Raw genomic sequence first — 19,947 nt, 5'->3', positions numbered from 1 at the left:
AAGAGTCGATTGATCTACCGTCTTCGCTGGCAAGCCAGCGCCTGCAAGGTGGGTACGATTGGCGTCAGATCACCCGCGGTGACGGCCGCGGAAGTAGTTGATCAGGCCTTGAGTGGAAGCATCGTCAGCCGGTGTTTCTTCGCTGCCGACCAGGCGGTTGTAGACGCCTTTGCCCAGCTCTTTACCCAGCTCCACGCCCCATTGGTCGAAGGCGTTGATGCCCCAGATCACGCTTTGCACGAAGACTTTGTGTTCGTACATCGCCACCAGTGCGCCGAGGCGACGCGGGCTGATGCGTTCGACCACCAGCGTGTTGCTCGGACGGTTGCCCGGGATCACCTTGTGCGGCGCGAGTTTCTGTACGTCTTCTTCGCTCATGCCCTTGTCGCGCAGCTCGGCTTCGGCCTCGGTGCGGTTCTTGCCCAGCATCAACGCCTGGCTTTGGGACAGGCAGTTGGCGTACAGCCATTGGTGGTGGTCGGACACCGGGTTGAAGCTGACGATCGGCACGATAAAGTCGGCCGGGATCAGTTGGGTGCCTTGATGCAGCAACTGGTGGTAAGCGTGCTGACCGTTGCAACCCACGCCACCCCAGATCACAGGACCGGTATCAGTGGAAACAGGAGTACCGTCCTGACGCACGCTCTTGCCATTGGATTCCATGTCCAACTGCTGCAAGTGCTTGGTGATGTTGCGCAGGTAGTGGTCGTACGGCAGGATCGCGTGGCTCTGCGCGCCCCAGAAGTTGCCGTACCAGACGCCGAGCAAGGCCAGCAGTACCGGCATGTTCTGTTCGAACGGCGCGCTCTGGAAGTGCTGGTCCATGGTGTAGGCACCGGACAGCAGTTCCTTGAAGTTGGACATGCCGATGGCCAGGGCGATCGGCAAGCCGATGGCCGACCACAGCGAGTAACGCCCGCCGACCCAGTCCCACATCGGGAAGATGTTCTCTTCACGAATACCGAACGCCACGGCCGCAGCATTGTTGCTGGATACGGCGATGAAGTGACGATACAGCTCGGCTTCCGACCCACCCTGCGCCAAATACCAGGCGCGTGCGGCCTGGGCATTCTTCAGGGTTTCGAGGGTATTGAAGGATTTCGACGAGACGATGAACAACGTGGTCTCGGCGCGCAGCTTCATGGTCAGTTCGTGGAACTCACTGCCATCGATGTTCGCCAGGTAGTGGCAGCGCACGCCTTTCTGGGCGTAGGACAACAGCGCTTCGGAAACCAGCTCAGGGCCGAGGAATGAACCACCGATGCCGATGTTCACCACGTCAGTGATCGGCTTCTCGGTGTAACCGCGCCACAGACCATCGTGGATACGGCCTACAAGGTCGGTGATCTGGTTCAGCACTTTGTGCACTTCCGGCATCACGTTGACACCGTTGACCGACAGCTTGTCGCCGACCGGGCGGCGCAGCGCCGTGTGCAGGGCCGGGCGACCTTCGGAGGAGTTGACGATTTCGCCGTCGAACAGCGATTTGATCGCGCCCTTGAGGTCGACTTCGTTGGCCAGGCCCACCAGCAGGTTGCGGGTCTCGGCGTTGATCAGGTTTTTCGAATAATCGAGAAACAGGCCGCAGCTGCTGAGGGTGAATTGGGTAAAGCGCTGCGGGTCAGCATTGAAGGCTTCGCGCATGCTGAAATCCTGCATGGCTTGGCGGTGGTCATTCAACGCTTGCCAGGCGGGCAGAGCGGTCACGTCGTGAGGAGTGCGGTAATACGCCATCGCTGCGGGTTTCCTTTTTACTTGAACGGCCTTTTGAACACTAAAAATACCGGAACGCTGCGGGTGGGCGTCCGGTCAACTGCGTCGACACGATTTGATGACACAGGGCGAATACAGTAACCCTCGCGCTGCAATCTGTCTTGACTTTGTCTGACCCGTTCCCTGTACTTTTTTAACATTAAAGAAGGGGGCGGTCCGACAAACGGAAGGGAAATGAGGACTTGGGCTCGATCAAATACTAGGCGGGAACTGACGCGGAACCTTGTAGGAGCAAGCTTGCTCGCGATAGCGGTTTAACATTCGACAGATGTGTCTGTCAGTCCGCCATCGCGAGCAAGCTTGCTCCTACAGGGGTATTGCGGTGTTTATGCGATCGCGTCGAGGTTCAGGTGCAGGTTGTCGATCAACCGTGTCGTCCCCAGGAACGCGGCCACCAGAATCACCAGGTCCCGATCTTCCGGGGTGGCCGGACGCAACGTCTGCGCATGGCGGATTTCCAGGTAATCAGCTCGCAGGCCAGCGGCTTCAAGCTGTTGGATCTGCTGGTTGATCAACGTGGGGAAGTCCCGCTCACCCTGTTTGATCGCGTCGCTGATCTGATTCAGTGTGCGATAGACCACCGGGGCAACGGCCCGCTGCTCTTCGCTGAGGAAACCGTTGCGCGACGACAGCGCCAGGCCATCGGTCGCACGCACTGTCGGTTCGCCGATGATCTGGATCGGCATGTTCAGGTCATGCACCAGCGCGCGGATCACCGCCAATTGCTGGAAGTCCTTCTCGCCGAAGATCGCCAGGTCTGGCTGGACCATGTTGAACAGTTTGCTGACAACGGTTGCGACGCCCTCGAAATGCCCAGGACGGCTGGCGCCGCACAAGCCTTCCGAGAGTTGCGGAACACTGACGCGGGTCTGGCCGGCCATGCCATCGGGGTACATTTCTTCAACGGTCGGCGCGAACAGCAGGTGGCAACCGGCTTGCAGCAGTTTTTCCTGGTCAGCCGCGAGGGTGCGCGGGTACTTGTCGAGGTCTTCTCCGGCGCCGAATTGCAGCGGGTTGACGAAAATGCTCGCGACCACGAAGTCCACCCGTTGGGTGGCTTTGGTCACCAGTGCGACATGCCCGCTGTGCAGGTTGCCCATGGTCGGCACGAAGCCGATGCGCTTGCCTTCGCCGCGGGCACGGGCCACGGCGGCCCGCAGTTCACGTACGGTTTTTACGGTGTTCATGCAGAGAATCCGTGTTCGATACCAGGGAAAGTGGCTGCTTTGACTTCGGTGACGTACGCGCCAAGCGCCGCTTGAATGTTCTGTTGCCCGGTCATGAAGTTCTTCACGAACTTCGGCACACGGCCGGTGATCGACAGGCCTAACATGTCGTGCAGAACCAGCACCTGGCCGTCGGTGGCACTGCCGGCACCAATACCGATCACCGGGATTTTCACCGCTTGGGTGATTTCCTCGGCCAGTTCACTCGGCACGCATTCGAGCAGCAGCATGGCCGCGCCGGCCTGCTCCAGGGCGATCGCGTCGGCACGCATTTGCCGCGCCTGGTTTTCGTTACGACCCTGGACCTTGTAACCGCCAAGGATGTTCACCGATTGCGGCGTCAGCCCCATGTGCGCGCACACCGGGATGCCACGCTCGGCCAGCAGACGGATCGAGTCCGCCAGCCACAGCGCGCCTTCAACCTTGACCATGTGCGCACCGGCCTGCATCAACAGGGCGCTGTTGGTCATGGTTTGCTCGAGGGTGGCGTAGGCCATGAAGGGCAGGTCGGCGAGGATCAACGCGTCGCTGTTACCGCGTTTAACGGCGGCGACGTGATAAGCCATCTCGGCGGTGGTCACCGGCAGGGTGCTGTCGTGACCTTGCAGAACCATGCCGAGGGAGTCGCCCACCAGCAGCACTTCAACACCAGCCTCATTGCAGGCGTGGGCGAAGGTCGCGTCATAGCAGGTCAGCATGGTGATTTTTTCACCTTTTTGCTTGAGACCTTGCAGAGTGGTCAGGGTGATGGCTGGCATGAAAAGTTCCTCATTCAGGCGCTGTGGAAACTACTGCGAGTAACGCGCGTGATTCTTCGTTAAATACAGGCGCACGGTCTTTCGTCGTGCTTTTAAGGCCTGGATTGCGCCCTGTAATGCCGTGTTGGCGGCAGCGGGACGCCTATAGTCGTGAGGAGAACTCGGGAAGTCAATTGCGTGTGTTACCGCATTGTTACGCGTGGGGTGTTACCGGGGTAACTGATGCGATTCAGCAAAATTTTATTGCTGCAGATCGTTGAAGCGACATAAACCATTGTGGGAGCGGGCTTGCCCGCGATAGCGACTTCAAATTCAACATCAATGTTGACTGATGGTCAGCCATCGCGGGAAAGCCCGCCCCCACAGGGATTTTTATCAATTTGAAGGGAGGCGTTCCAGGCCGACGAACGGGCAGGCAGCGAGCAAATCACTCAGGCTGCGGCCATCAGCCAGGCGCAAATCCGCAGGCGCCAATTCGGCCAGCGGATAAAGAACGAACGCGCGTTCCTGCAGATGGTAGTGGGGGACTTTCAGGCGAGGTTCGTCGATCAGCCGGTCACCGAACAGCACGATATCGAGATCCAGTGTGCGTGGGCCCCAACGTTCAAGACGTTCGCGGCCCCGTCCATTCTCGATGGCGTGCAGCGCATCAAGCAGGTCCAATGGTGCGAGTGTGCTATCGAGGGCGGCGACCGCGTTGGTATAACGCGGTTGGCCGGGCAGCAGGGAGTCGCTTTGATAAAACGCGGAAACCCCGACCAGTTCGGTCAGCGGCAACTGCCCCAGCGCCTCGATGGCGCTGCGCAGTTGTTCGGCGGGGTCAGCCAGATTGCTGCCCATGCCGATGTAGATGCGTTCCATGGATTACTCGCCCGTGGTGCTCGGTGCGCCGGCTGCGCGTTTACGCTTGGCGCCACCGCTGCGGCGACGTTTGCGTGGAGCGCCAGTGCCTTCATCCTTGCCGCTGAGGTCGCGGATCATGTCGCGGCGTTCGCTGTCGTTGGCGTCCTGGTAGTCAGTCCACCATTCACCGAGGCCATCGGTCTGCTCACCGGCGCTTTCACGCAGCAGCAGGAAGTCGTAACCGGCGCGGAACCGCGGGTTGTCCAGCAACAGGTCGGCACGCTTGCCGCTACGGCGTGGCAGGCGTTCCTGCATGTCCCAGATCTCGCGGATCGGCATGGTGAAGCGTTTCGGGATCGCAATGCGCTGGCACTGCTCGGCAATCAACTCGTGAGCCGCTTCCTGCATCGCCGGAATCGGTGGCATGCCACGCTCTTGCAGGCGCAACACGCGAGCCGGCAGGGCAGGCCACAGCAGAGCAGCAAACAGGAACGCCGGGGTCACCGGTTTGTTCTGCTTGATCCGCAGGTCGGTGTTGATCAGGGCTTCGCTGATCAGCGTGTGGGTGTACGTCGGGTTGTATTCCAGCGCCTCGGCACTGGCCGGGAACAACGGATCGAACAACTGCAGGTCGACGAGCATCTCGAAGGTGTCCGCGGCATGGCCGGAGAGGAACAGCTTGAGCACTTCTTCGAACAGACGGGCCGACGGGATCTCGCGCAGCATCGGTGCCAGGTCGCGGATCGGTGCGGCGCTGTGTTTTTCGATGCCGAAATTCAGCTTGGCGGCGAAACGCACGGCCCGCAGCATCCGTACCGGGTCTTCCTGGTAGCGTTGCTTCGGATCGCCGATCAGGCGGATCAGGTGATTGCGGATGTCGTGTACGCCGTTGGCGTAGTCGAGAATGCGCTCACTGACCGGATCGTAATACAGGGCGTTGATGGTGAAGTCGCGGCGTTGCGCGTCTTCTTCCAGCGTGCCGTAGACGTTATCGCGCAGGATGCGCCCGCTCTCGTTGCGCGAGGACTGGTTGCTGTCTTCCTCTTCATCGTTTTGCGGGTGGTTGGCGCGGAAGGTCGCGACTTCAATGATTTCGCGACCAAAGTGGATATGCACCAGTTTGAAGCGACGACCGATGATCCGCGCATTGCGAAATTCGGCCCGTACTTGCTCAGGAGTAGCGCTGGTGGCGACGTCGAAATCTTTTGGCGTGATGCCGAGCAGCATGTCGCGCACGCAACCGCCGACCAGGTAAGCCTGGTAACCGGCGTTCTGCAGGCGTTCGACGATGTTCACCGCGTAACGGCTGAATTGGGCCTTTTGCAGCGAATGTTGGCCGCTGTTGAGCACTTCAGGCGTACTGCGAATGTGTTGCGTATGACGCTTGGGAGAACGGAATGACTGGAACAACTTCTTCAGCATGGGATGCACTGTTTGAAGGAATGTTCGGCCATAACGAAGAATGACCGCATGATGGGCGGGGATTCTAGCATTTAGTCGGGGGATGGTGTAGGAAGCTGCGAAACGGCTTGAAGGGCGTTGCTGGAGCTGATGGCTTCGCCTGTGTAGCAGCTACCGAGCCTGCGAGGCTGCGTTCGGCTACTGTAGGAGCGAGCTTGCTCGCGAAAGATGTGAACGATAACGCGTATAACCCGATGTCCAGCGCTGCCTGTGAGTTTTTCGCGAGCAAGCTCGCTCCTACAGTACGCAGGCTTTTCAAATCGCAGAAACCACAAGGGGAGCCGAAGCTCCCCAAGAAGTAGTTGCATGCTCTATTTTTATTATTGATTCGGGCTTTTTGTTTTTGTTAAGTGCCCACGCCATGAAGATTTTCCTTCATGACCCTCCCAATCGGGAGCCAAGAGCAAACGGATTGCTTTGGTCGCTGTGTTGCAGTGATCTTTCGATCCAACCAGTTCAGGCTCTGTCTTATGACAGTTTTTTGTTGTTCTCGGCCTGGTCGTGGGGCAAGCCCCAAATACAACGCCTCTCCAAAAGAATCAGTTAGCTGCGCCTCTCGCCGTCTTGTTTTTATTGTGCGTGAGTCGATACGTCTTATTTTTATTGTCTTGTACGTTGCTTGTTATTGTTCTTGTACCAAACATATAGCAGGGGGCGTGCCAACTTTTGTGATCCCCAGTAAAACAAGGGGTTAGGCCGGTTGGCGGGTTTCATCCAGGCCAAAAAAAGCCGGGGCTTCGTTACCGTAAGCCCCGGCTTCTGTTACGTGAAAAATCTGAGGTAACAGTTTTTCCACAATGTCACGTGTTACCCACACATCAGACAGGTGCGGTTCAGCTCTCGCTGGCCACCCCGGTCTTGCGCCGCGGGATGCCCAGGCGCTGACGGCGTTCCCACAGGCATTTGCGACTGACGCCGAGTTTGCGTGCCAGCTCGGTTTCGGTCATGTGGTCTTGATGCTCGAGCACGAAGTGCTGGAAGTAGTCTTCCAGCGACAAATCTTCGGTGGGCTCATGGCTATTGTTGCCGGCGGCGCTGCCTTGTTGTGGCGGCAGGCCGATGAAGTCGTCGTCTTCCAGGTCGCTCAGTTCGATGTCGATACCCAGCAGCTCGGCGGAAATCTCCGGGCTCTCGCACAGGATGACGGCGCGCTCGACGGCGTTTTCCAGTTCACGAACGTTACCCGGCCAGGTGTAATGACGAATCGCCTGCTCGGCATCCGAGGCGAATTTCAGGTCGGTGCGATTGACCCGCGCGCTCTGCCGCGCCAGGAACGCATTGGCGATTTCGTTGACGTCCGCGCCGCGTTCGCGCAGGGCTGGCAGTTTCAGGGCGATCACGTGGAGGCGGTAATACAAGTCCTCACGGAACTGGCCGATTTTCGCCAGGCTCTTGAGATCCCGGTGAGTGGCGGCGATCAGGCGTACATCGACTTTCTGCGACTGTACCGACCCGACCCGGCGAATTTCACCTTCCTGCAATACGCGCAGCAGGCGAGCCTGGGCTTCCAGTGGCAGTTCGCCGATTTCGTCGAGGAACAAGGTGCCGCCGTCGGCTGCTTCCACCAGACCGGCACGCCCGGCGCTGGCGCCGGTGAATGCACCTTTTTCGTGGCCGAACAGTTCGGACTCGATCAGGCTTTCCGGAATGGCCGCGCAGTTCACCGAAATCATCGGTGCCTTGGCACGTTTGGACAGGTTGTGCAGGGCGCGCGCCACCAGTTCTTTACCGGTGCCGGATTCGCCCTGGATCAGGACATTGGAATCGGTCGGCGCGACTTTGCGGATCTTGCTGTACAGATCCTGCATCGGCGGGCAGGAGCCAATGATGCCGATTTCGCCATTGCTGTTATCGACACCCGGTTTCGCCGCGCCATTGGTTGCTTTGCCGGTAGCGATCGGCTCACCGCTGGCTTGCACCGATTGTCGGTCGCGCAGGATACGTGCGACGGCCTGGAGCATTTCATCGTGATCGAAAGGCTTGGCGATGTAATCCACCGCGCCCATTTTCATCGAGTCGACGGCCGAACGCAGGCTGGCGTAGCTGGTCATGATCAGCACCGGAGTGCCTTGGCCGAGTTTGATCAACTCGGTGCCCGGCGCGCCCGGTAGACGCAGGTCGCTGACGATCAGGTCGAACGTGGGAATAGTGAAGCGTTCTTGTGCTTCCTGCACTGAACCGGCTTCGCTGACCTGGTACTGGTTACGTTCCAGCAGGCGGCGCAAGGCGGAGCGGATAATGGTTTCGTCTTCGACGATCAAAATGTGCGGCATTGATTCGATACTCTCGACGGTCTCAGTTCACAGCGGACGTCGCTTCGACATGACGCGGCAAGGTCACCCGGATACGGGTGCCGCGTTGGCTTTGAACATCAGCCGGGCTGTCGATGGTGATTTGTCCATAATGCTCTTCAACGATGGAATAGACCAGTGCAAGGCCCAGACCGGTGCCTTCGCCAGGGTCCTTGGTGGTGAAGAAGGGTTCGAACAATCGGTCCATGATGTTCTTCGGAATACCGCTGCCTTCGTCTTCCACGATCAGATCGACCGTGTGTTCGCCGGCTTCGCTTTTGACCCGCACCGCACTGCCGGGAGGCGAGGCGTCGCGGGCGTTTGAGAGCAGGTTGATCAACACTTGGGCGAGTCGCTGCGGATCGCCTTCGACCCAGTGATCGGGGTCGCACAGGTTGTAGAACTGCACTTCGAAATTGCGTCGGTTCAGGGCCAGCAGGCCTATCGCGTCCTGGGCCACTTCGGCCAGACAGACGGGCTCGTCGCTGTGCTGATGGCTGCCGGCGTGGGCGAAACTCATCAGCGACTGAACGATGCGCGACACGCGTTTGGTCTGCTCGAGGATCTGCCCGCTGATTTCCTTCAGCTCGCCATCGTCTTCACGCTCTTCGCGCAGGTTCTGCGCCAGGCACGCGATGCCGGTGATCGGGTTGCCGATTTCATGGGCTACGCCTGCCGCGAGTCGGCCAATACTGGCCAGTCGCTCGGAGTGCACCAGTTTGTCTTCGAGCATCTGCGTTTCGGTCAGGTCTTCCACCAGCAGCACCAGGCCACTGTTGCCCGGTGCGAGCGGTTCGTCGATCGCAGCTTTGTGCAGGTTCAGCCAGCGAGTCTGGCCGTCGAGGGCCAAATGCTGTTTGTGCAAATGCTCGTCCGGGAGATTGATGAAGCCTTGCAGCAGCTCTCTCCATGGATCGGCAATGGTGCTCAAACGCGAACCGACCACACGCTGCGCAGCAATTCCGGTCAGCTCCTCCATGGCTTTGTTCCACATGAGGATTTCCTGATCCTTGGCCAGCGAGCAAACGCCCATCGGCAATTCCTGCAGGGTCTGGCGGTGGTAGCGGCGCAGGGCATCGAGCTCGGCGGCAAGGCCGGTCAGGCGCGAGTGGTAGTCCTCGAGTCGACTTTCGATGAAGTGGATGTCTTCGGTGACGTAGTTTTCGCCGCCAGCCTTATAAGGCAGGAATGTTTCGACCATGTCCTGCGCCACGCTTGGCCCCATCAGGCCGGAGAGGTTGGCTTCGATCCGGTCGCGCAAACGGCGCAAGGCGTAAGGCCGGCGCTCGTCGAACGGCAGATAAAGATCGCGCAAAGCCTGTTCGACTTCTTTCTGCGCGGCTTTTGCGCCCAATGGCTTGGCCAGTTGCGTGGCGAATTCCTGGGGCGAGGCGGCGTGCAATTCGCGGCGTTGCGGGCGACGCACGTTGTCCACGGCACAGGCTTCGGCAGCACTGGCCTCTTCGCTGCTGGCATTGGTGAACAGCGAGATCAGGGTGAACATCAGTACGTTGGCGGCCAGCGAGGCGATTGCCGCCATGTGCCAACTGGTGTCGTCCAGCACGTAGATCATGTTCAGCAACGGGATGTAGAAGCCTTGCAGGTTGCCGACCAGCGGCAGCAGCATGGTCACCAGCCACACCAGGATCCCCGCAAGCAAACCGGCGATGAAACCGCGGCGGTTGGCGGTCGGCCAATACAGGACCGAAAGTACGCCCGGGAGGAATTGCAGGGTGGCGACGAAGGCGACGATGCCCAGGTTCGCCAGATCCTGTTCCGCGCCCAGCAGCAGGTAGAAACCGTAACCGGCCATGATGATCGCGACGATCAGCGCCCGACGGGTCCATTTCAGCCAGCGGTAAATGTTGCCTTCGGCCGGCGGCTGATAGAGCGGCAGCACCAAATGGTTCAGCGCCATCCCGGACAGCGCCAGGGTGGTGACGATGATCAAGCCGCTCGCCGCCGACAATCCGCCGACGTAGGCCAATAGCGCCAGGGCTTTGTTGTTGGCGGCGATGCCGATGCCCAGCGTGAAGTATTCCGGATTGGTAGTGGCGCCGAGCTTCAGGCCGGCCCAGAGAATCAGCGGTACGGCCAGGCTCATCAGCAGCAGGAACAGCGGCAGGCCCCAGCTCGCACTGACCAGCGAGCGCGGGTTGAGGTTTTCGGTAAACGTCATGTGGTACATGTGCGGCATCACAATCGCCGAGGCGAAGAACACCAGCAGCAGCGTGCGCCACGGACCTTCCTGCAACGGCGTGTGCAAAGCAGCGAGGGCCGTCTGGTTTTGCAGCAGCCACAATTCCAGTTGTTGCGGGCCGTCGAACACGCCGTACAACGCGTACAGGCCGACGCCACCGATGGCGATCAGCTTGATCACCGACTCGAAAGCAATCGCAAACACCAGGCCTTCATGCTTCTCGCGGGTGGCGATGTGGCGCGAGCCGAAGAAAATCGTGAACAGCGTAATCAGTGCGCAGAAACTCAGGGCTACGCGATGCTGCACCGGTTCGCGGGTGAGGATGCCGATGGAATCGGCCACCGCCTGAATCTGCAAGGCCAGCAACGGCAACACGCCGATCAGCATGAAGATCGTCGTCAATGCGCCGGCCCACGTACTGCGGAAACGGAACGCGAACAAGTCCGCCAGGGAGGACAGTTGATAGGTGCGAGTGATCTTCAGGATCGGATACAGCAACACCGGCGCCAGCAAAAATGCACCGGAGACCCCGAGGTAGCTGGACAGAAAACCGTAGCCGTACTGATAGGCCAGGCCGACCGTGCCATAAAACGCCCACGCACTGGCGTAGACCCCAAGCGACAAGGTGTAAGTCAGCGGGTGGCGAATGATCGCCCGGGGGATCATGCCCCGTTCACTGACCCAGGCTACGCCGAACAGCACCGCCAGGTACGCGGCGCTGATCAGGATCATCTGGGTCAGGCTAAAGCTCATCGGCATCTTTTTGGCTCTGCAGGATGAAGGTCACGACGATCAGAATCAGCCAGAGCAGATAAGGGCGATACCAGGCGCCAGTGGCGTCGATCCACCAATCCATGATGGCCGGGGAGAACAGATAAATCCCCACTACCAGGAGCAGGACCAAGCGATAGATGTACATCCCGGCCTCTCTTCTTTATGCGCGTGCCCGAAAACGTGCGGCGATGGTAACGGATGGGCGCACCACTGCAAGTGTGATCACTGTAGTTGCGCTTCGGGCAGGTTGAGTGTGCGCGGGATCAACAGCGCATCCCAGTGGACGATGCCCCAGTTCAATACTTCCCGTGGTGTCGCGTAGTCCAGTTCGGTGCCTGGTTTCTGCCCCAGTGCGCGCAATGCCCGCAGCAACAAAGGCGTTGCCTGGTCTTCGGTCAGCGGCGGCGAACGGTAGGATTTGCCGAGTTTGTTGCCATCGGGCTGGGTAATCAGCGGGATGTGCAGATAACGCGGTTGTGGCAGGCCGAGCAGTTCTTGCAGGTAGAGCTGACGCGGTGTCGAGTCGAGGAGGTCGGCGCCACGGACGATATCGGTGATGCCTTGCCAGGCATCGTCGAGGACCACCGCCAGTTGATAGGCGTAGAGCCCGTCGCGACGGCGGATCACGAAATCGCCGACTTCCTGGCCCAAGTGTTGGCGGAACTCGCCTTGCACCCGGTCGATGAAGTGGTATTCCAGTTCGGGCACGCGCAAGCGAATCGCGGCGTCTTCGGTGCCGTGGCCGGCGTTGCGGCACAGCCCCGGATAAATCCCGTGATACGGCTCCAATTGTTTGCGCGAACAGGTGCAGGCGTAGGCCAGGCCGTGATTGAACAGGCGATTGAGCACTTCGGCGTAGGCCTCGTGCCGGTCACTCTGGCGAACCATCTCGCCGTCCCACTCGAAACCGTAGCTTTCCAGCGCCTTGAGAATGGCCGCCTGGGCGCCAGGTTCTTCCCTCGGAGGATCGAGGTCTTCCATGCGCATCAGCCAGCGACCACCTACGGAGCGGGCGTCGAGGTATGAGGCCAGCGCGGCGACCAGCGAACCGAAATGCAGATGGCCACTGGGCGTGGGGGCGAAGCGCCCGATGTAGGTGGGGGAGGCGATGGCGGTCATAAGGCGATGTCAGGCTGTCCAATCGTTTTGAGCATGGCGTGAAGCCGCCTTCGCGAGCAAGCTTCGCTCCTACAGGAGATTGCGCCAACCTCTGTAGGAGCGAAGCTTGCTCGCGAAGGCGATTCCGAAGACGCAACAAATATCAGCAAATATCAGAAACAAAAACGGAGCGTTCGCACGCTCCGTTTCTTCGTTCAAGTCGATGTTACTTGCCGACTTGCTTTTCCTTGATTTCCGCCAGGGTCTTGCAGTCAACGCACATGTCGGCGGTAGGGCGGGCTTCCAGTCGCTTGACACCGATCTCGACGCCGCAGGACTCGCACCAGCCATATTCTTCGTCTTCGATCAATTGCAGCGTCTTGTCGATCTTCTTGATCAACTTGCGCTCGCGGTCGCGGGCACGCAGCTCGAGGCTGAATTCTTCTTCCTGGCTGGCACGGTCTGCCGGGTCCGGGAAGTTGGCCGCTTCGTCCTTCATGTGATCAACCGTACGGTCGACTTCCTGCATCAAGTCCTGTTTCCACTTGTTCAGGATCTTGGTGAAGTGAGCGCGCATGGGCTTGCCCATGTATTCCTCCCCCTTCACTTCTTTGTGGGGTTCGAAACCGCTGATCGACTGGTTTTGCTGCTTTGCTTGGGTGGGCATGAAAGGGACCGCCTCTACTCTTGTAATCCATTGCGCAGGATTGCTCCATCACCGACACCTGCCGGCCCTGCGGCTGCAAGCGGGCGAACTTACCAGATCAAATCGGACCGCGCTACTCCCGGATGTCGAGGTAGTGGCCCAAGGTGCTTGCAAATGATTGCAAAGCCTTGTCTGGTGGTGCTGGAGACCTGATCAATTATTGATTTTAGTCAAACCTGGGGCACACGCTTGAGTCGTTTACAGCCAGGGATATAACGGCTCTGACCGCTTTAGGTTCTCGCTCGTTCCGACGGTTGGGTAGAATCAGTTTTTTTCCCTGTTGAAGGAAGGCCAATGGCTCAGCCCTACAGTGCCCGCAGTCGCGCGATCGAACCGTTCCATGTCATGGCGCTGCTGGCGCGGGCCAATGAATTGCAGGCCGCGGGCCATGACGTGATCCACCTGGAAATCGGCGAGCCGGACTTCACAACGGCCGAGCCGATCATTCAGGCCGGCCAAGCGGCGCTGACGGCGGGGAAAACCCGCTACACCGCGGCGCGCGGCATTCCCGAGTTGCGCGAGGCCATTTCGGGCTTTTATCAGCAGCGCTACGGTTTAAACATCGACCCGCAGCGAATCCTCATCACGCCGGGCGGTTCCGGCGCGCTGCTGCTGGCCAGTGCCTTGCTGGTGGACCCCGGCAAACACTGGCTGCTGGCGGACCCGGGTTATCCCTGCAACCGGCATTTCCTGCGGCTGGTCGAAGGCGCGGCGCAATTGGTGCCGGTCGGCCCGGACGTGCGCTATCAACTAACACCGGATCTGGTGGCCCGCCATTGGGATCACGACAGCGTCGGTGCCCTGGTGGCATCGCCCGCTAATCCGACCGGTACTATCCTGACGCGCGACGAGCTGGCGGGCCTGTCTGCCGCCATCAAGGAGCGCCACGGCCATCTGGTGGTCGATGAGATCTATCACGGCCTGACGTATGGCACCGATGCAGCCAGCGTGCTGGAAGTAGACGACAGCGCGTTTGTGCTGAATAGTTTTTCCAAGTATTTCGGCATGACCGGCTGGCGACTCGGTTGGCTGGTGGCGCCGGAAGCGGCGGTCAGTGAACTGGAAAAACTCGCCCAGAATCTCTACATCAGCGCCCCGAGCATGGCCCAGCACGCGGCACTGGCCTGCTTCGAACCCGCCACCATTGCGATTTTCGAAGATCGTCGTGCCGAGTTCGGTCGTCGTCGGGATTTCCTGCTGCCCGCCCTGCGAGAGTTGGGCTTCGGCATTGCCGTGGAGCCGGAAGGGGCGTTCTACTTGTACGCCGATATCAGCAAGTTCGGCGGCGATGCCTTCGCGTTCTGCCGGCACTTCCTCGAAACCGAGCACGTTGCGATCACCCCGGGCCTGGATTTCGGGCGGTATCAGGCCGGGCATCATGTGCGGTTTGCCTACACCCAAAGCCTGCCGCGCTTGCAGGAAGCGGTCGAGCGGATTGCTCGTGGTCTGCGGAGCTGGCAAGGCTGATGCGTTTCCATCCTCCCCTCGAAGAAGGTCGCCTGATTCGTCGTTACAAGCGTTTTCTCGCCGATATCGAGACCGTTACCGGCGAGTTGCTGACGATTCACTGCCCGAACACCGGCTCGATGCTTAACTGCCAGGTCGAAGGCGGGCAGGTCTGGTTCAGTCGCTCAAATGACCCCAAACGCAAATTGCCTGGCACCTGGGAAATTGGAGAAACCCCGCAGGGCCGTTTGTTTTGCGTGAACACCGGGCGGGCCAACGGTTTGATTGAAGAGGCGCTGCGGGCGGGTGTTATCACCGAGCTGAACGGTTTTACCGAGCTGAAGCGCGAAGTGGCCTACGGTCAGGAAAGCAGCCGCATCGATTTTCGTCTCGACTACCCGAGCGGGCCGGCCTACGTAGAAGTCAAAAGCGTCACGTTGGGCTTCGATGGTTCATCGGTAGCGGCATTTCCCGATGCCGTCACGCAGCGCGGGGCCAAGCACTTGCGCGAATTGGCGCATCTGGCCCGGGACGGGATTCGTGCGGTGCAGCTGTATTGCGTGAATCTCACTGGCGTCGACGCGGTGCGTCCGGCAAAAGAAATCGATTCTGCCTACGCCGATGCGTTGCAGGAGGCGGTAGCGTGTGGGGTGGAAGTGCTGGCTTATGGCGTGCGGTTGAGCCACGAAGAAATGCTGGTTGACCGACGTCTGGACGTGTTGCTCAACGGTTAGAGATCGACCCAGATCCCTTGCTCATCTTCGCGACACACGACGCGGGTCAGCGATTGTCCGGCGCAGGGGCCGGCGACGCATTCGCCGTCCTCGATCAGAAACAGCGCGCCGTGGGTGGCGCACTGGATCAGGCTGTTGCTGGGATCGAGAAACTGGTCGGGCTTCCATTCCAGCCCGACGCCACGGTGCGGACAGCGATTGATGTAGACATAAACCTGGCCGCCCCGGCGCACGGCGAAGAGTTTCTGGCCGTCAATGTCGAAACCGCGGCTGCTGGCATCGGCCAGCTCAATGCCAGCACAAAGAAACTTCATGTCTATCCTCAGGTTCTGCGGCTCGTGACCAGATGTGTCCGAGCTTGACGTTCAAATGCAAACAATTATCAAATGGCCGCTTCGCCCGTCGGGTGCAGGTGCCAGATGCCGAGGATACTTGGCCTGTCATCCCGGCGCCCGGGAAAACCTTAAAGGAAGCTGTTTATGCGCCTGAGTACCCGCGTTGCTGCGCTTTGTGTCGGACTCCTCGTCAGTCATCACGCCGCAGCGGCCGAGTTGCCACAACGTTGGGTCAGTGCCGGTGGCGCGTTGTCGGAGTGGGTCAGCGCGCTGGGCGCTGAATCAAAACTGGTGGGCGTTGATACCACCAGTCAGCATCCGCAATCCCTCAGGGCATTGCCGAGCATCGGTTATCAACGGCAACTCTCGGCGGAAGGCATCTTGAGCTTACGCCCGCAGATTCTGATCGGCACCGAAGAAATGGGGCCGCCGCCCGTGCTTTCGCAAGTGCGCAGTGCGGGTGTGCAGGTCGAACTGTTCTCGGCTCAGCCTGACCTGACGACGTTGCAGGGTAATCTGCAACATCTGGGCAAGTTGCTTGGCGCAGAGGATCGGGCTTCGCAGTTGTTCCAGGCTTACCAGGAGCAACTCGATCAGCAAAAGATCCGGGTCACCCGGGCGCAGTTGAAGGAAAAGTCACCGGGTGTGCTGTTATTGCTTGGCCACGCCGGCGGCAAACCACTTATTGCCGGCAAGGACACCGCTGCCGATTGGTTGGTGCAACGCGCTGGTGGGCACAACCTGGCGACGCATACTGGCTACAAACCTTTTTCCAACGAATCCCTGGTCAGTCTTGATCCCGACGTGCTGGTGTTTGCCGACCGGGCGCTGACCGGCGATGCGGCGCGCGCGGCGTTGTTCAAGGAAAATCCGATTCTATCCTCGACCCGGGCGGTCAAGGACGGGCGAGTCATGGAACTCGATCCGGCGCTGCTGGTGGGCGGGCGCGGGCCGCGCTTACCCGCTGCGTTGAAAAAAATCTCTGCTGGCTTCTTTCCCGGCACGGCTGGCCAATGACCGTTCTGGTTAAACCGCGTGCGTTGTTTATCGGCCTGAGCCTGCTGTGTCTGTTGGCGATCTGGTTGTCGTTGGCGCTTGGGCCGGTGAGTTTGCCGCTGCTGGATACCTTGCGCGCGGCGTTGCGGCTGATCGGCTTGCCCATCGCGCCCGATGGGCTGGAGCAGGCCGAGCTGATCCTTGGGCAGATTCGCCTGCCGCGTACGTTGCTGGGTTTGGCCGTGGGCGGCGTTTTGGCGTTGTCTGGCGTGGCGATGCAGGGACTGTTTCGTAACCCTCTGGCCGACCCGGGGTTGGTGGGGGTGTCCAGTGGCGCGGCCTTGGGCGCGGCGATTGCGATCGTTGGTGGCTCGGTGTTTGGCGGTCTGCCGGAATCCTTCGGGCCTTATCTTTTATCGCTATGCGCGTTTCTGGGTGGTCTCGGTGTCACGGCGCTGGTGTATCGACTGGGCCGACGCAACGGGCAAACCAACGTGGCGACCATGCTGTTAGCGGGGATTGCGCTGACGGCGCTGGCGGGTTCGGCGGTGGGGCTGTTCACCTACCTGGCGGACGACGCGACCCTGCGCACCCTGACGTTCTGGAACCTGGGCAGCCTCAACGGCGCCAGCTATTCGCGGCTCTGGCCGTTATTGCTGGTGAGTGCCGGGGTGGCGCTCTGGTTGCCGCGCCGGGCCAAAGCCCTGAATGCGTTACTGCTCGGCGAGTCGGAGGCCGGTCACCTTGGCATTGATGTCGAAGGGCTCAAGCGTGAACTGGTGTTCTGCACGGCGCTGGGTGTCGGTGCGGCGGTCGCGGCGGCGGGGATGATTGGGTTTGTCGGTCTGGTAGTTCCGCATTTGGTGCGGTTGCTGGCCGGTCCCGATCATCGGGTGCTGTTGCCGGCGTCTGTGCTGGCGGGGGCGAGTCTTCTGTTGTTCGCCGATCTGGTGGCGCGACTGGCACTGGCGCCGGCCGAGTTACCGATCGGGATCGTCACGGCCTTCATTGGAGCGCCGTTCTTTCTGTATCTGCTGCTCAGAGGGCGTGCCTGATGTTGCGAACGCACACTCTGCAAATCCGTCGTGGGCGCAAGATCGTCCTGACGGACATCACGCTGGAACTCAAACCGGGCGAAGTCCTCGGCGTGCTGGGGCCTAACGGTGCCGGTAAAAGTACCTTGCTCGGCGCCTTATGTGGCGAGTTGAAAGCTGATCACGGCAGCGTCTGGCTCGATGAGCGCGAGCTGAGTGACTGGACCGGAGCGCTGCGCGCGCAACGTTTGGCAGTCCTGCCGCAGGTATCGACCCTGGACTTCGCCTTTCGCGTCGAAGAAGTGGTCGGTATGGGTCGCTTGCCCCATCAGAGTGGTCGGGTGCGTGATGATGAAATCGTCGCCGCCGCATTGCGCGCTGCCGATGCCGGACACCTGAGCGGCCGCAGCTATCTGGCGCTGTCCGGTGGCGAACGACAGCGGGTGCATCTGGCGCGGGTGCTGGCGCAACTCTGGCCGGGGGTGGCGGGGCAAACACTATTGCTCGATGAACCGACGTCGATGCTCGACCCGCTGCACCAGCACACCACCCTGCAAGCGGTGCGCGAGTTCGCCGATCGTGGCGCAGCGGTGCTGGTGATCCTGCATGATCTGAACCTGGCGGCGCGCTATTGTGATCGCCTGTTACTGCTTGAAGGCGGGCGTCCTGTCGCGCTCGATACGCCCGAGCAAGTGTTGCGCCCGGAACCGCTCAAAGCCGTGTTCGGGTTGGACGTGCTGGTACAACAGCACCCGGAGCGTGGGCATCCGCTGATCATCGCCCGCTGAATTTTTCATAGGGACGAGACGATGCGCGGAATTTTGATGCTGGCCTTGCTGTTGCTGAGTGCTTGTCAGCATGTTGCGGCGCCGCCGATCACGGGTGAGATTCGGGACTTGCGCAGCGGTCAGACCCTCACGCCCCAGCAACTGGTTGAGCGGTTGCAGAAGCCTTCGCGGCTGATCGTCGGTGAGCAGCATGACAATCGCGATCACCATGCACTGCAACTGTGGTTATTGCAGTCGCTGGGCGAGCAGCGTCCTCAAGGCAGTCTGCTGCTGGAAATGCTCACGCCGGATCAACAACTGCGCGTCGACGACGTTCGTCATGCCTCGACACCACCGGCGGATTTACCTGGTGCATTGGCCTGGCAGTCGGGTTGGGACTGGAATGTATACGGGCCGATCGTACGGTTCGCCCTGACCCAGCCGTACCCGCTGCTGGCGGCCAATCTGGACACACTTGAAGTCCGTTCCGTCTACGCCAACCCTCCGACATTAAACGGTTCGCGCTCCAACGCTCCGTCAGTCAAGGGCACGTTGCTGGGGCAAATCAGCGACTCTCATTGTGGGTTGCTACCTGAATCGCAAATGCCGGCAATGCTGGCGGTCCAGCAGCAACGTGATCGTCGTATGGCTGAGCGGTTACTGATGGCACCGACGCCTTCTTTGTTGTTCGCCGGTGCTTACCACGCGCGCAAGGATGTTGGCGTGCCAATCCATGTGCTTGACCTGGGGGCGCCCGAGGCTCCGAGGGTGTTGATGCTGGCGCAGCAGGGCAGTGAGGTGACGGCGGCGATGGCCGATTACGTCTGGTACACGCCTGCCACTGTGGCGCCGGATTACTGCGCGCAGATGCGCAAGCAGTTCGGGAAGTAAATGAAGGACTTTTCTACAGGCAAAAAAAGACCCGGCAAGAGCCGGGTCAAATAACCGTGATTAGCCTGATGAGGAGATATCTGAGAGTCCGAACCAAGGGCTTTTCAAATATCGACCAGTCTCGCGACCAGTTGTGATAATCATAGCGATTCTCATTACCAAGTCAACCGCTGATTTCCGATTTATTTGAAATCCGTCGGTCCCTCGCTGGAAACGCCCGTAATCATTGGGCTTCAGGCTGTATTTTGAGTGAGTTGGCTCCAGCAGGTGCATAGCTGCTGTGCCGTTTCAATTCTTGTGGCGTGAAGAAATAGCTTCCAGCTGTTTGTTCAAGGCTTCCTTGCGTTCGGCGGGAATGTCATTCCAGTGCACATCCATCAGCGCACCTTCGATCGCATACAACAACACCTTGGACGCTCGAAACCCGCGCGTGCGCACGGCCCGATAAGCGTCCACCGCCCCCAGGCGACGCAAGTCCGAGGCGCTGTGGATGCCCACGGCATGCAGCCACTGCGCCGACGTCTTGCCAAGATTCTTCAGGTGTTGCAGTTCATCATTCATCAAGCCTCCTTGCGATGGCCGAATGGTGCGTGGGCAAGCTTCTGAGGAGTGTA

Annotated in this window: 18 protein-coding genes; 6 read left to right on the top strand and 12 right to left on the bottom strand. The window is 60.0% G+C overall.

What is annotated here, in order from left to right; genetic code table 11:
- Positions 1-69: 69 nt before the first annotated feature.
- The 10 genes from pgi to dksA form a co-directional block, all read right to left on the bottom strand.
- Positions 70-1,734 carry a glucose-6-phosphate isomerase gene (gene pgi, locus AEQ67_RS00345; RefSeq protein ID WP_059401965.1) on the bottom strand — a complete coding sequence of 555 codons (1,665 nt, stop codon included), beginning with the start codon at positions 1,732-1,734 and terminating at the stop codon, positions 70-72.
- A 365-nt stretch (positions 1,735-2,099) separates the two neighbouring features.
- A complete protein-coding gene (gene panC, locus AEQ67_RS00340) occupies positions 2,100-2,960 on the bottom strand; it encodes a pantoate--beta-alanine ligase (protein WP_059401964.1) in 861 nt (286 codons plus the stop codon).
- A complete protein-coding gene (gene panB, locus AEQ67_RS00335) occupies positions 2,957-3,757 on the bottom strand; it encodes a 3-methyl-2-oxobutanoate hydroxymethyltransferase (RefSeq protein WP_059401963.1) in 801 nt (266 codons plus the stop codon). Before panB ends, panC begins: the two co-directional genes overlap by 4 nt.
- A gap of 375 nt (positions 3,758-4,132) precedes the next feature.
- Complete coding sequence (gene folK, locus AEQ67_RS00330; RefSeq protein WP_059401962.1) at positions 4,133-4,618, bottom strand: 2-amino-4-hydroxy-6-hydroxymethyldihydropteridine diphosphokinase; 486 nt, start codon at positions 4,616-4,618, stop codon at positions 4,133-4,135.
- A 3-nt stretch (positions 4,619-4,621) separates the two neighbouring features.
- Positions 4,622-6,022 carry a polynucleotide adenylyltransferase PcnB gene (locus AEQ67_RS00325; RefSeq protein ID WP_059401961.1) on the bottom strand — a complete coding sequence of 467 codons (1,401 nt, stop codon included), beginning with the start codon at positions 6,020-6,022 and terminating at the stop codon, positions 4,622-4,624.
- A gap of 872 nt (positions 6,023-6,894) precedes the next feature.
- Entirely contained in the window at positions 6,895-8,334 is a 1,440-nt protein-coding gene (locus AEQ67_RS00320) for a sigma-54-dependent transcriptional regulator (RefSeq protein ID WP_059401960.1), read from the bottom strand.
- A gap of 22 nt (positions 8,335-8,356) precedes the next feature.
- Complete coding sequence (locus AEQ67_RS00315) at positions 8,357-11,311, bottom strand: sensor histidine kinase (RefSeq protein WP_161807451.1); 2,955 nt, start codon at positions 11,309-11,311, stop codon at positions 8,357-8,359.
- Positions 11,295-11,471 (bottom strand): hypothetical protein, encoded by a 177-nt coding sequence (locus AEQ67_RS34590; RefSeq protein ID WP_003176118.1) that lies wholly within the window; start codon positions 11,469-11,471, stop codon positions 11,295-11,297. Before AEQ67_RS34590 ends, AEQ67_RS00315 begins: the two co-directional genes overlap by 17 nt.
- A 77-nt stretch (positions 11,472-11,548) precedes the next feature.
- Positions 11,549-12,445: a tRNA glutamyl-Q(34) synthetase GluQRS gene (gluQRS, locus tag AEQ67_RS00305; protein ID WP_059401958.1), complete on the bottom strand. Its 897-nt coding sequence runs from the start codon at positions 12,443-12,445 to the stop codon at positions 11,549-11,551.
- A gap of 205 nt (positions 12,446-12,650) precedes the next feature.
- Positions 12,651-13,091 carry an RNA polymerase-binding protein DksA gene (gene dksA / locus AEQ67_RS00300; protein WP_059401957.1) on the bottom strand — a complete coding sequence of 147 codons (441 nt, stop codon included), beginning with the start codon at positions 13,089-13,091 and terminating at the stop codon, positions 12,651-12,653.
- Between the two features lie 333 nt (positions 13,092-13,424).
- On the opposite strand from dksA, the gene AEQ67_RS00295 reads away from it, so the two are divergent.
- Together AEQ67_RS00295 and sfsA are read left to right on the top strand one after the other, a co-directional pair.
- Positions 13,425-14,597, top strand: a complete 1,173-nt coding sequence (locus AEQ67_RS00295; RefSeq protein ID WP_059401956.1) for a pyridoxal phosphate-dependent aminotransferase — start codon at positions 13,425-13,427, stop codon at positions 14,595-14,597.
- Positions 14,597-15,310, top strand: a complete 714-nt coding sequence (gene sfsA, locus AEQ67_RS00290; protein ID WP_059401955.1) for a DNA/RNA nuclease SfsA — start codon at positions 14,597-14,599, stop codon at positions 15,308-15,310. The genes AEQ67_RS00295 and sfsA overlap by 1 nt, the downstream gene beginning before the upstream one ends.
- Here the strand turns inward: sfsA and AEQ67_RS00285 are convergent.
- Positions 15,307-15,624 (bottom strand): Rieske (2Fe-2S) protein, encoded by a 318-nt coding sequence (locus AEQ67_RS00285; protein WP_059401954.1) that lies wholly within the window; start codon positions 15,622-15,624, stop codon positions 15,307-15,309. The two genes, sfsA and AEQ67_RS00285, sit on opposite strands and share 4 nt — an antisense overlap.
- Before the next feature lie 165 nt (positions 15,625-15,789).
- Here AEQ67_RS00285 and AEQ67_RS00280 point away from each other — a divergent pair, with 165 nt between their 5' ends.
- From AEQ67_RS00280 to AEQ67_RS00265, 4 genes are read left to right on the top strand one after another with little or no spacing between them, the layout of a single operon-like run.
- A complete protein-coding gene (locus tag AEQ67_RS00280) occupies positions 15,790-16,662 on the top strand; it encodes a heme/hemin ABC transporter substrate-binding protein (RefSeq protein ID WP_059401953.1) in 873 nt (290 codons plus the stop codon).
- A gap of 50 nt (positions 16,663-16,712) precedes the next feature.
- Positions 16,713-17,696, top strand: coding sequence for a FecCD family ABC transporter permease (locus AEQ67_RS00275; RefSeq protein WP_177333622.1), 984 nt, complete (start codon positions 16,713-16,715; stop codon positions 17,694-17,696).
- Positions 17,696-18,463 carry a heme ABC transporter ATP-binding protein gene (locus AEQ67_RS00270; RefSeq protein ID WP_059401951.1) on the top strand — a complete coding sequence of 256 codons (768 nt, stop codon included), beginning with the start codon at positions 17,696-17,698 and terminating at the stop codon, positions 18,461-18,463. The genes AEQ67_RS00275 and AEQ67_RS00270 overlap by 1 nt, the downstream gene beginning before the upstream one ends.
- Before the next feature lie 21 nt (positions 18,464-18,484).
- The gene (locus AEQ67_RS00265) at positions 18,485-19,333 is read left to right on the top strand and encodes a ChaN family lipoprotein (protein ID WP_059401950.1); all 849 of its coding nucleotides are present in this window, start codon (positions 18,485-18,487) and stop codon (positions 19,331-19,333) included.
- A gap of 288 nt (positions 19,334-19,621) precedes the next feature.
- Here AEQ67_RS00265 and AEQ67_RS00260 read toward each other — a convergent pair whose 3' ends face one another.
- A complete protein-coding gene (locus AEQ67_RS00260; RefSeq protein WP_007971093.1) occupies positions 19,622-19,894 on the bottom strand; it encodes a TfoX/Sxy family protein in 273 nt (90 codons plus the stop codon).
- Positions 19,895-19,947: the final 53 nt, after the last annotated feature.

The organism is Pseudomonas sp. RIT-PI-q (assembly GCF_001297125.1).
GTDB lineage: Bacteria > Pseudomonadota > Gammaproteobacteria > Pseudomonadales > Pseudomonadaceae > Aquipseudomonas.
The sequence above is the reverse complement of the archived record's forward strand: the minus strand, read 5'-3'. Positions and strand labels throughout refer to the sequence as shown.

Coding starts and splice junctions, on each gene's coding strand:
- AEQ67_RS00320 (WP_059401960.1), bottom strand. CDS start 8,334: ATGCCGCACATTTTGATCGTCGAAGACGAAACCATTATCCGCTCCGCC.
- AEQ67_RS00295 (WP_059401956.1), top strand. CDS start 13,425: ATGGCTCAGCCCTACAGTGCCCGCAGTCGCGCGATCGAACCGTTCCAT.
- AEQ67_RS00260 (WP_007971093.1), bottom strand. CDS start 19,894: ATGAATGATGAACTGCAACACCTGAAGAATCTTGGCAAGACGTCGGCG.
- gluQRS (WP_059401958.1), bottom strand. CDS start 12,445: ATGACCGCCATCGCCTCCCCCACCTACATCGGGCGCTTCGCCCCCACG.
- AEQ67_RS00265 (WP_059401950.1), top strand. CDS start 18,485: ATGCGCGGAATTTTGATGCTGGCCTTGCTGTTGCTGAGTGCTTGTCAG.
- AEQ67_RS00325 (WP_059401961.1), bottom strand. CDS start 6,022: ATGCTGAAGAAGTTGTTCCAGTCATTCCGTTCTCCCAAGCGTCATACG.
- AEQ67_RS00315 (WP_161807451.1), bottom strand. CDS start 11,311: ATGCCGATGAGCTTTAGCCTGACCCAGATGATCCTGATCAGCGCCGCG.
- dksA (WP_059401957.1), bottom strand. CDS start 13,091: ATGCCCACCCAAGCAAAGCAGCAAAACCAGTCGATCAGCGGTTTCGAA.
- folK (WP_059401962.1), bottom strand. CDS start 4,618: ATGGAACGCATCTACATCGGCATGGGCAGCAATCTGGCTGACCCCGCC.
- pgi (WP_059401965.1), bottom strand. CDS start 1,734: ATGGCGTATTACCGCACTCCTCACGACGTGACCGCTCTGCCCGCCTGG.
- panB (WP_059401963.1), bottom strand. CDS start 3,757: ATGCCAGCCATCACCCTGACCACTCTGCAAGGTCTCAAGCAAAAAGGT.
- AEQ67_RS34590 (WP_003176118.1), bottom strand. CDS start 11,471: ATGTACATCTATCGCTTGGTCCTGCTCCTGGTAGTGGGGATTTATCTG.
- AEQ67_RS00280 (WP_059401953.1), top strand. CDS start 15,790: ATGCGCCTGAGTACCCGCGTTGCTGCGCTTTGTGTCGGACTCCTCGTC.
- AEQ67_RS00285 (WP_059401954.1), bottom strand. CDS start 15,624: ATGAAGTTTCTTTGTGCTGGCATTGAGCTGGCCGATGCCAGCAGCCGC.
- panC (WP_059401964.1), bottom strand. CDS start 2,960: ATGAACACCGTAAAAACCGTACGTGAACTGCGGGCCGCCGTGGCCCGT.
- sfsA (WP_059401955.1), top strand. CDS start 14,597: ATGCGTTTCCATCCTCCCCTCGAAGAAGGTCGCCTGATTCGTCGTTAC.
- AEQ67_RS00270 (WP_059401951.1), top strand. CDS start 17,696: ATGTTGCGAACGCACACTCTGCAAATCCGTCGTGGGCGCAAGATCGTC.